Origin of the sequence: Exiguobacterium sp. UBA3491, from assembly GCF_002377745.1 — a bacterium.
GTDB lineage: Bacteria > Bacillota > Bacilli > Exiguobacteriales > Exiguobacteriaceae > Exiguobacterium_A.
This window is the reverse complement of record NZ_DFQK01000032.1, coordinates 53,288-63,188: the sequence shown is the minus strand read 5'-3', so window position 1 is coordinate 63,188 and position 9,901 is coordinate 53,288. Positions and strand designations below refer to the sequence as shown.

The following is a 9,901-nucleotide window of genomic DNA, read 5'->3' as shown; positions in this document are numbered from 1 at the left end:
CGAGTGGAAACTCCGCTATCCGTTGATCGATATGCAAGGAAACAATGGATCAATCGACGGCGATAGTGCGGCAGCGATGCGGTATACGGAAGCCCGTCTGTCGAAAGTCTCAAGTCTGATTCTTGAAGGAATCAACAAACAGACCGTTGATTACACGCTCAACTTCGATGATACGACGGAGGAACCGCTCGTCTTACCATCACTACTGCCGAACCTGCTGATGAACGGTTCGACGGGGATCTCCGCTGGTTACGCGACCGAGATTCCACCGCATCACGCGGGAGAAGTCCTCGATGCTGCGATCGGTCGGATCTCAGGGACGGTCCAGAACGTCGATGACTTATTGACGCACATGCAAGGTCCTGATTTCCCGACTGGTGGTGTCGTCCAAGGGCTTGACGGCATCAAGAAGGCGTTCGAGACAGGACGCGGGAAAGTCATCATCCGCTCGCGCTCAACGATCGAGACACTGCGGGGCGGTCGCCAGCAAATCGTCATCACGGAGCTCCCGTATGAGGTCAATAAAGCGAATCTCGTTAAACGGATGGAAGAACTCCGTCTTGATAAAAAGGTCGAAGGTGTCGCTGAAGTCCGTGATGAGACCGACCGCGACGGCTTACGGGTCGTCATCGAGTTGAAGAAGGAAGCGGACGCAGAAGGTGTCTTACACTTCTACCTCAAACAGACTGACTTACAAATTGCCTATAACTACAACATGGTCGCGATCCACGAGCGGACACCGCGGCAAATGGGCGTCTTGACGCTCCTTGATGCGTATCTCGCACACGTCAAGGAAGTCGTCATCCGTCGGACGGCGTTTGATCTTGAGCAAGCGAAACGCCGCCAGGAAGTCGTCTCCGCCTTGATGACAGCGATCTCTGTCCTCGATGAGACACTTGCCTTGATCCGTTCTGCATCGAATAAAGCAGATGCGAAGGAGAAGCTGATCGCGCGCTTCAACTTCACGGACCGTCAAGCGGAAGCCGTCGTCATGCTTCAACTCTACCGGTTAACGAATACCGATATCGTCGAGTTGCAGGAAGAAGCAGCGAAACTCGAAAAGGAGATCGCTCGTCTTGAGAAGATCCTCAACGATGAAAAGACACGGAATCGTCTCATCGTCAAGGAATTGACGGTCTTGAAAGAACAAGTTGCGGACAAACGTCGCTCAACGATCGAAGCGGAAGTTGAAGAACTGAAGCTGAAGACGGAAGTCATGATCGCTGTCGAGGAAACGATGGTCTTCCTGTCGAAGAACGGTTACGTCAAACGTTCATCACTCCGTTCATTCGGTGCCTCGAACGACTTGCCGGACTTGAAGGAACAGGATCGTCCGTTGCTCCAAGGGCAAGCGATGACGACCGATCACTTGATCGTCTGGACCGTTCGCGGAAACTACTTGCTGATTCCGGTCCACCAATTGCCGGATACGAAATGGAAAGATGGCGGTCAACACGTCGCAAACCTCGTCCCTCTCGAACCGGGTGACCGGGTTCTTTCAGCGGATCTCGTCCGCTCGTTCGATGAAGCTCACCACTGCTTGTTCGTTACCCGTCAAGGGATGGTCAAACGCTCGAAACTGAGTGATTACAATGCACAGCGGAAGTCAAAACCACTCCAAGGCGTCCGTCTGAAGGCAGATGACGAAGTCTTGTACGCTCAGGTCTCGACGGGTCAAACGGACCTGTTCCTTGCGACACAGAACGGTTTCGGACTCTGGTTCACGGAAGATGACGTCCCGGTCGTCGGTGTCCGGGCAGCTGGTGTCAAGGCGATCAACCTGAAGGATCAGGACGTCGTCGCGGGTGCGATCGGCTTCAAGGAAGCGCCGCAGATCGTTCTTTTGACGCAACGGGGTGCCTTGAAGAAGATGCGTCTCGCGGATCAGTTCCAAGTCTCGAGCCGTGCGCTACGTGGCTTACAGTTACTGCGTGATTTGAAATCAAAACCACACCGGGTCGCAGCATTGATCGATGTCACGCAAGCAAAGGAATTAGTTCTCAGCGGGAAAGAGCAGGAGAAAACGATCCAAATCGGTTCGTTATCGTTCCTCGACCGCTTATCGAACGGTTCATTCGCCTATGATGAAGAGAAATTCGGTCCATTGCTCGACTGGTATACACGATGAGATAAGGCTCCTCCGGATAACGGGGGAGCTTTTTTAGATTTAGCAGGGCAGGAGAGGGGATTTTGAGACGAATGCTCGGAATTTTGAGATTTATCGCGAGAAATATCGTTTACAAATTGAAACACTGACCAATAACGGCTACAATAGAAGAAATAGTCAGGTCAAGATTCGTCACGAACAAGCGTCGGGTCACGCGTCTCCGCAGCTTTGCTTATAGCGTCAATTGATCAAGCAGCTACGGGACGTCCCTTTAGCTGCTTGTTGTGCAATCTGCCGACCTTGGAGAGGTGATGAAGATGAAATTCAGACGTCGCGAAAAAGTAGCAATCTATATCACTCGGGAAAAACCTAACGGATGGGAACTACTTGTTTTTCATCCGCAATCGGCTCCTGAGAGTGATTGGCAGATTCCTGCAGGTACGATCGAAGATGCTGAAATCGCAAAAGAAGCGGCTGTCCGTGAGACGCTTGAGGAAAGTGGTCTCTCGTTAACATCCGTCCAGTACATCGGCGAAGAAGAGATGCGCTATCCGGAGCGAATGCGGGTGCATTACACGTATTTCTATCATGCGCACATCGAATGCCAAGAGAACCGCTGGACGCACTGTGTTGCTGGTGACGGTCAGGATTGCGGTGATTTCTTTGATTTTGCGTGGTTGCCGCTTGAACGGATCACGCAACTCGAACGCCGCCATCATATATTCTTGGATCGTTTGATTCATCGATTGGAACGAACACGTCCGTATGATTGTCGAAAACACGGTTAATCCCGTGTTTTTTATTTTGTCTCACTATCTTAAGTTTACCTTGATTATGAGACAAATTCTCATAACTATTGATAATATATGTTATGTTAACTTGAATAAAAAAATGATTTTTTAGTCAGATTCATCCATTCCCCCTGTCGTGTAAAAATCGGTCTATCGTCCTGGTGGTCTTCCTCCTTATTCTTTGTTACTCTAATAACAGTAACACTGCGAATGTTACCTTTTTAACGGTAACAAATTAAATGTTTCCATCATTGTGGTAACAAATGAATTGGAGGAATCGTCATGCAAGCTGTTGCTTTGTCGTTTGATGTCAAAGGCTCCCGCGATTATCCGAGCAAAGAAGCGTTACTTCAAGCGCTTCGTGTACTCGCGAACGATTTGAATACAGCATTTCCATTGAGTATTGTTCCGTTTCAAATCAAATCCGGCGATAGTTTACTAGCGGTATTTGCGGATTACCCGGTTAGTTATCCGGTCATTCTGCACTTATTGAATCAAGAATTGCCAGGTTACATCGGGATTGGATTTGGTCAATATGAGACGATTTCGACGACGCGGGCTGAAGAAGCCAATGGTAGTGCGATCATTCATGCTTTCGAAGCACAGGAATTAGCGAAGACGCTTCCATCGCGGATTGCCTTTGCTGGACCGCCCTACTTACCGACTGCCTTGCTAAACGGTTATCTCGAGATGCTGTATCCGGCTTACTTCGGGAAGACGGACCGTCAGATTGAACTGCACCGGTTGATGGATCGATATCCGGGTGATACGTATGAAGAGATCGGACTGAAGATGGGCTTCAAGGAACAAGATGCCCGCGTAAATGTCGCAAAACTCGTCTCCCGCTCGCAGCGTAAGCAACGGAAGCGACTTGAAGCTGCCTTGACCCAGGCACTGGAGCAATTCCAAGTCTGGGAGGCGATTCGGTGACCGTCTTACTTAGTCTTTTACTTGTCCATCTACTTGCTGATTTTCCATTACAGACGAAACGAATGGCACAACTGAAACATCGACACCAACGCATCTTACTCCAACATCTTGCCGTTCATGCGGCTCTGATGCTACTTGTGCTCGCGTTCTTCGTCATCCGAGGGCAGTTGACCCTCGACATCGCCGGATGGCTAGGAGGGAGCATTCTCGTGTTTCACGCCCTACTCGATGCTTCCCCGCTCAAACGTCGCGTCAAGCAAGCAGCGGCGTACTGGATCGATCAAGCGTTACATATCGCTGCCATCATCGCCTTGACATGGGTGTTCGTTCCGATTGATTGGTCATTGTCGTTCGCGCGACCTGAGCAGATCCTCTGGATTCTGTGCTTTAGTTTAGTGACGACAGAGTTACTCGGTCACGGGATTGCTTTGATGCTCGCACCATTTGCTCCGCGCTTGATTGAAGCACATTTCGAGCGAAAAGTGACACGTAAAGAGCAACTCGACGGCGTCTCACGGACCGTCACACATGAAGTCGAAGATTCTGCGCGCAGTTATACGACGGAATTAAGCGGGATCGGACGTTATATCGGTCTCGTCGAACGCGCAATCATTACCCTGCTCGTCGTCACGAACGCAACTGGAGCCATTGGCTTCATCATTGCCTTGAAGGCACTGGCCCGTTTTAAACAGTTTGAAGATCGCCGCTTTGCGGAATATTACATCATCGGGAGCTTGCTCAGTATTTTAGGAGCGATTTTATGTGGACTGGCGATTCGCGCCGCACTCTAAATGATGAATGAAAGTGAGGGAGACGGTCTTGACCGTCGCACGAAGCATGAAACAAATTGGATTAGTCAGACATCACCGGGTGACGGAAGGATACCCGACAAAAGGCTGGATTAGCGCCAGCGATATTGAAAAATGGATTGAACGGTATGATACGTCAGACATCGATATTCAACCGGTCGAGCTCGGTCAGATTGACTGGACAATCTGTTATGCCAGTAGCATGCCACGCGCCGTCCAGACGGCGAAGAGTGTCTACGATAAAGAGATCATCGTGACGGATCTACTACGGGAAGTACCGTTTCCGACGATTCAGTCGAATCTACGGTTACCGTTTCTTGGCTGGGCGGTCCTCGGTCGATTCGCAGCCCCGTTCAGTAAACGAATTCAAGCCGAAATCAAGGATGCGAATGAACGGATTGAAGTGCTCTTAAATCAATTAATGTTCGAAGACGACGAACGGGTTCTACTCGTCGGTCACGGCGGCATGATGATTCTGATGCGCGCTGCCTTAAAACGACGCGGTTACAGCGGACCACGGTTCGGTCATCCGCGCAATGGCATGCTGTATCTGTTCGAGAAAGAGGAACCGACATGTTGAAATGGGGATCAACGATTCTATTAGCACTCTGTTTAATCGTCATCTTCTATACGACACGGGACGAAGAACCCCCTGCCCCGACGGCAGGACAGATGGAAATCTATGGTTTTGACGTCGGTCAAGGAGATAGCACGTTCATCCGAACGAAGGAAGATGCGATCTTGATTGATGGTGGGAATAACGGCAAAGGCGAGGATGTCGTCCGCTACCTGCAAAAATTGGGTATCAAACGTTTAACAGCGGTCATTGCGACACATCCGGACGCCGATCATATCGGTGGACTCGATACCGTCCTCGATGCCTTTCCAGTCGACAGCGTCTATGCCCCGCGAGTCACGCATACGACGGAGACGTATCGCGATTTCCTCCTTGCCGTCAAACGCGAAGGGGTGAAGATCAAGTCAGTTAAGGCAGGTCTTGAAATACCGAGTGAAGCCGCACGCTTTACGTTCCTTGCTCCTCTAACAGACGGGACACAGGATCTTAACAGCTGGAGTGCCGTCCTCCGGGTCGAACATGGACAAGACCGCTTCCTCTTCATGGGCGACGCGCCGATCCGAACTGAACAACAATTACTCGAGTCAAACACCGATGTACGTGCTGATGTCTTAAAGCTTGGACATCACGGGGCAGACACATCGTCCTCCCTGCCCTTCCTACAGGCTGTATCACCAAAACGTGCCTTGATCTCAGCCGGAAAGGACAATGCCTATCGTCATCCACGTCCTTCCGTCTTACAAGAACTGAAGGCAGAACGGATTACGATTGACCGAACCGATCAAAGTGGAACGATTCAGTATATCTCGACTGGTGACGGTATCAAGGAATCGAACCGGCCTGATTTACGACCGGAATAACTAGACGCGGAGGTGTATCAGATGCGATTGACCGTAGCTGATTTTGAAGATGATCTAGCAATTTGTGAGACCGACGACCGTGAGACGATCACGTTACCGAAAAGTCGTTTACCGCGCCAAGCGACGATTGGCGACCGACTCGATTGGAGCGGACGCTCGATTCGAATCTTACGCGATGAGACGAACGTGCGTAAAAAAGAGATCACCGAGCTGATGGATGATCTCTTTGAAGAATGATGGGATTCCCTCGGTGCGCTGAGGGAGTCTTTTTTAATCAAGTAGACTGATGATGAGTCCAGTGAGGATGCTTGCTGTGAATAAGAAACCAAGCGTATACGTAAGCAAACGTAATCCGATTGGGAGTCGACGAATCGCGGCAAAGGCACGACGATTCGGGGGACCTCCGGAAACGACGCGTTGGTAATCATCGAGCGGACTATGGACGACGTCATGTTGAACGACTGGAGTGGTATCGGATTCCGTAGTATATGGTTTCATGAGTCCATTCCTCCTTATCTTAGCAACCCTAAATACATTATTCGATCAATGACTTCCTAATCCTGTTTCAATGTTTTTGATATTTCACGAAACTTTTGGATGAAAATGGTAGTATAAAAGGTAGACGTATTTCTAGACCAATCGTTTTAGGAAAATCACTAGCGGTTTTTTCTGAATTTTCGTACACTTTAGAAATACAAAGCATCTTAAAGGGGGAATCATTTATGTTTCAAACGTTACGGACATCACTTAAGCAATCCGTCCTTGGTCAGGACGATGTGATTGATCATTTGTTGATTGGTTTACTTGCCGAGGGGCATATTTTACTCGAAGACCGTCCCGGGACTGGTAAGACAACACTAGCAAAAGCGCTCGCGCAGACACTCGATGCAAAATTCTCACGTGTTCAATGTACAGCAGATACGTTACCGACGGATTTACTCGGAATGGAGCTGTTCAACCCACTCACTGGGTCGTTCGAACAACGGTTTGGTCCGCTGTTTGCCAACATTGTCCTCGTTGATGAGATCAACCGAACGACTCCACGGACCCAGTCCGCTCTCCTTGAAGCCATGGCAGAGGCGCAAGTGACAATTGGTGATATGTCGTATACGCTACCCCAACACTTTCTTGTCATCGCGACACAAAACCCGTTCGACGGACACGGCACATTCCCGCTCCCCCATGCGCAACTCGACCGCTTCTTGTTCAAGTTGTCGTTCGCTCCCTTGACGCGTCAAGCGGAAAAAGCATTGTTACGTGGAGCGCATCTGACCGCAGCCGATCTACACATTCCACTTGAACAACTCAACGACTGGAAAGAGGAAGTGGTTGCGGTCACGATTGAGGACAGCGTCGAAAATTACTTACTTGATGTCTGTGACGCACTCCGCGCCCATCGTGACGTTGAGATTGGACCAAGTCCACGAGCGACACTCGCCCTTTTAAAGGCAGCAAAAGCGCGTGCTTGGATGCAAGAGCGGACGTACGTCACACCAGAGGACGTCAAACACTTAGCAACGCCGCTTCTCGCTCACCGACTCGTCCTAACACTTGAAGCGACGTTGAAGTTGTCGAACGAACGTCTCGTCCAGCAGGTTCTCGATTCACTCACCGTTCCGACTGAGGTGTAATCATGCAATTGATCACACCAAAAGCCTTTAACCTCATCATTCTCACCATGACGAGCGCAAGTGGGATCATCGTCGGACTCTATGGTCCTGTTTGGATGGCGGCCTTGTTATTTGCCTATACGATATACGGCTGGGTGATGCCCTATTATCTTGAATATGTCGCGAAGCGGATCCACGTCCGCCTCCTTGAGACAGTCCGTGCTTTCCGGGAAGAAGCGATCCAGATTCCGTTCGAGCTGACGAATCCGACGAAGTTGCCGCTTGGACGGATTACGATTTCCGGTCTACTCGGGGATCAAATCAAGCTTCCTGACGCGAATAGTCAGTTTTGGCGTCAACACATGTATGTCGGTAAACAGACGATCGTCCCGTTTTCAATCGATGTCATCGCTGCACAGCGAGGAACGATTCGGATTCAATCGTTTGACATCATGATCTCGGATCCGTTTCATCTGATGACGATCTATATCACGCTCGACATCCAGGAACTTGGGCATGTCTTCCCGGACTTCGCGCCAGCGTCCGTCGAGTGGAACGAGCGGATGATTCCGGGTGAGACGATTGATCGTTCGAGTCCGTTTTCGGATCGTTCGAGTTTTCATTCAGTCGTTCCCTATTCCGGAGATGCGAAATCGATTTATTGGTCTGCCTATGCAAAGACAAACGAACTGTATTCGTATCAATATGATCGGAAACGTAATCATGATTATGCCGTGATCGTCGATGGTCTGTCAGCAGATGGGCTCGCCCTCCGCTCTGACTTCGAGAAACTCTTATCGCGTGCCGCAACAATCATCCGCGAACTCGAAAAACAAGGCGCTTCCTACAGTCTTTGGATCTCGATGGTCAATCGAACGGGTCAGTGGTATCATGTCCCGTCCGGTACGGGGAAACATCAGTTCCTGCGGACGATGGAATGTCTTGCCCGGATCTCGGAATATGACTTACCACTCGAGCGCCGCTATTTCACGAAACGCTTACAACGGAGCGTTCCGTCAACGACGGCAGAGATCCATCTCGGTCATCGGCAGAAAGGGGTGAGCGCATGATTCTCTGGTGGATTTTCCTAGCGAGTCTGTTACCCGTTCCGTTCTATCTAGCACTCGTTTTCCCGGCACTTGCCTTCGTGCCGCACCGCTCGCTTCGGATTGGACTGCAGCTACTCGCAGCGGGATTACTGTTCATTCTATCTCCGGTTGCTTGTATTTTAGCTCTTATCTTCGTCGCCTGGACCGCATTTCTTGATACGGTCGAGTCAGCTTGGCGTTACGCCGCAAGTGGACTGATCGTCGGTGGCGTGATGATTCTATTCCCAGGTGTGACTCCACCGCTTGGTGCCTTTTTGCTCCTCTTCCTTGTCGTCGCGTATCCATTCGTCGTCACCTATATGACAGAATGGCGACGTATCTTCTCAACAGTTGGTCTGATGCTGACGTTAGGGCTCCTTTTAGCCGGTCTTTTTCGATTGACGAAGGAAGTACTCGTAGGATCCGTGACGAATTCGATCCGACCGCTGTTTGAAGCATTTGGCTCCCTCTTCCTTTGGACGGAGCCACTCGGACGAAAAGCGGACAACATGACGAACCGCGCGATGGGACTTGAAAACATCAAAAGCGTGGAAGACGTCAAACAAGCAACGGTCCAAGCGGGAACGTCACATTGGATTTGGATCGTGACGGCAATCGTGACTGTATTGTTCGTTGCAATCACGCTGTACGTCATCCGGAAGCGAAAAGTCATTCCGATTGAAATGGAACAGACTGTCAAACGTTCCAAACAGATACGAACGCATGCTCCAAAACGTTATAGTCATCACCCGCTGCTGAAGATTGCTTCGCAACTTGAACAAGCCTTCCCAAGACGTCATGAGGAGACGACGCTTGAGTGGTTGATGCGGATTGAGTTCCCGGATGCGTCATCCAATGCGCGTTTAATCGACGGGATTGAATTCAGTACAAGCGAACCCGCCTATGATATCCAAACGTTCCGGCGTCAAGTACGCGAACAAATCGAACGTTAACAAAAAGCCTTTGCTCGTGGAGCAAGGGCTTTTTGTCGCATTAAGTGCGCATCAATTGATTGCGTAGTGTCGTCGCAAGTCACCAGTCGCAGAGATGGTTTGATCCACCATCGTGCCACCACAACATGTCAATATCCGGGAAATCGTCTTAGCGCCAACAAAACATTTCGATGGAC

At 50.1% G+C, this 9,901-nt stretch carries 11 protein-coding genes; 10 read left to right on the top strand and 1 reads right to left on the bottom strand.

What is annotated here, in order from left to right; all coding sequences use genetic code 11:
• From B4F99_RS12635 to B4F99_RS12605, 7 genes are all read left to right on the top strand, one after another.
• A partial coding sequence (locus B4F99_RS12635; RefSeq protein WP_290758479.1) for a DNA gyrase/topoisomerase IV subunit A occupies nucleotides 1–2,128 on the top strand: 2,128 nt, incomplete at its 5' end.
• Nucleotides 2,129–2,424: 296 nt separating this feature from the next.
• Entirely contained in the window at nucleotides 2,425–2,895 is a 471-nt protein-coding gene (locus tag B4F99_RS12630) for an NUDIX domain-containing protein (protein ID WP_251137843.1), read from the top strand.
• Between the two features lie 285 nt (nucleotides 2,896–3,180).
• Nucleotides 3,181–3,828 carry a hypothetical protein gene (locus tag B4F99_RS12625; RefSeq protein ID WP_290758475.1) on the top strand — a complete coding sequence of 216 codons (648 nt, stop codon included), beginning with the start codon at nucleotides 3,181–3,183 and terminating at the stop codon, nucleotides 3,826–3,828.
• Entirely contained in the window at nucleotides 3,825–4,619 is a 795-nt protein-coding gene (locus B4F99_RS12620; protein WP_290758472.1) for a DUF3307 domain-containing protein, read from the top strand. Before B4F99_RS12625 ends, B4F99_RS12620 begins: the two co-directional genes overlap by 4 nt.
• A 28-nt stretch (nucleotides 4,620–4,647) precedes the next feature.
• Nucleotides 4,648–5,217: a histidine phosphatase family protein gene (locus B4F99_RS12615; RefSeq protein ID WP_290758468.1), complete on the top strand. Its 570-nt coding sequence runs from the start codon at nucleotides 4,648–4,650 to the stop codon at nucleotides 5,215–5,217.
• Complete coding sequence (locus tag B4F99_RS12610) at nucleotides 5,214–6,074, top strand: ComEC/Rec2 family competence protein (protein ID WP_414651137.1); 861 nt, start codon at nucleotides 5,214–5,216, stop codon at nucleotides 6,072–6,074. Before B4F99_RS12615 ends, B4F99_RS12610 begins: the two co-directional genes overlap by 4 nt.
• A gap of 21 nt (nucleotides 6,075–6,095) precedes the next feature.
• The gene (locus tag B4F99_RS12605) at nucleotides 6,096–6,311 is read left to right on the top strand and encodes a DUF3006 domain-containing protein (protein WP_214853815.1); all 216 of its coding nucleotides are present in this window, start codon (nucleotides 6,096–6,098) and stop codon (nucleotides 6,309–6,311) included.
• 33 nt (nucleotides 6,312–6,344) lie between these two features.
• On the opposite strand, the gene B4F99_RS12600 is transcribed toward B4F99_RS12605, so the two are convergent.
• The gene (locus B4F99_RS12600) at nucleotides 6,345–6,572 is read right to left on the bottom strand and encodes a hypothetical protein (RefSeq protein ID WP_290758460.1); all 228 of its coding nucleotides are present in this window, start codon (nucleotides 6,570–6,572) and stop codon (nucleotides 6,345–6,347) included.
• Between the two features lie 224 nt (nucleotides 6,573–6,796).
• Between B4F99_RS12600 and B4F99_RS12595 the strand changes: the two genes are divergently transcribed.
• The 3 genes from B4F99_RS12595 to B4F99_RS12585 are packed head-to-tail and all read left to right on the top strand — an operon-like array spanning nucleotide 6,797 to nucleotide 9,725.
• Nucleotides 6,797–7,705, top strand: coding sequence for an AAA family ATPase (locus tag B4F99_RS12595; RefSeq protein WP_035407966.1), 909 nt, complete (start codon nucleotides 6,797–6,799; stop codon nucleotides 7,703–7,705).
• Nucleotides 7,706–7,707: 2 nt separating this feature from the next.
• Nucleotides 7,708–8,754, top strand: a complete 1,047-nt coding sequence (locus tag B4F99_RS12590; RefSeq protein WP_290758457.1) for a DUF58 domain-containing protein — start codon at nucleotides 7,708–7,710, stop codon at nucleotides 8,752–8,754.
• Nucleotides 8,751–9,725: a hypothetical protein gene (locus B4F99_RS12585; protein ID WP_290758455.1), complete on the top strand. Its 975-nt coding sequence runs from the start codon at nucleotides 8,751–8,753 to the stop codon at nucleotides 9,723–9,725. The genes B4F99_RS12590 and B4F99_RS12585 overlap by 4 nt, the downstream gene beginning before the upstream one ends.
• The last annotated feature ends 176 nt before the right edge of the window (nucleotides 9,726–9,901 follow it).

What these genes read in the sequence shown, in the direction of transcription:
- B4F99_RS12630 (WP_251137843.1), top strand. Translation starts at nt 2,425, where the DNA reads ATGAAATTCAGACGTCGCGAAAAAGTAGCAATCTATATCACTCGGGAA.
- B4F99_RS12625 (WP_290758475.1), top strand. Translation starts at nt 3,181, where the DNA reads ATGCAAGCTGTTGCTTTGTCGTTTGATGTCAAAGGCTCCCGCGATTAT.
- B4F99_RS12605 (WP_214853815.1), top strand. Translation starts at nt 6,096, where the DNA reads ATGCGATTGACCGTAGCTGATTTTGAAGATGATCTAGCAATTTGTGAG.
- B4F99_RS12600 (WP_290758460.1), bottom strand. Translation starts at nt 6,572, where the DNA reads ATGAAACCATATACTACGGAATCCGATACCACTCCAGTCGTTCAACAT.
- B4F99_RS12595 (WP_035407966.1), top strand. Translation starts at nt 6,797, where the DNA reads ATGTTTCAAACGTTACGGACATCACTTAAGCAATCCGTCCTTGGTCAG.
- B4F99_RS12590 (WP_290758457.1), top strand. Translation starts at nt 7,708, where the DNA reads ATGCAATTGATCACACCAAAAGCCTTTAACCTCATCATTCTCACCATG.
- B4F99_RS12585 (WP_290758455.1), top strand. Translation starts at nt 8,751, where the DNA reads ATGATTCTCTGGTGGATTTTCCTAGCGAGTCTGTTACCCGTTCCGTTC.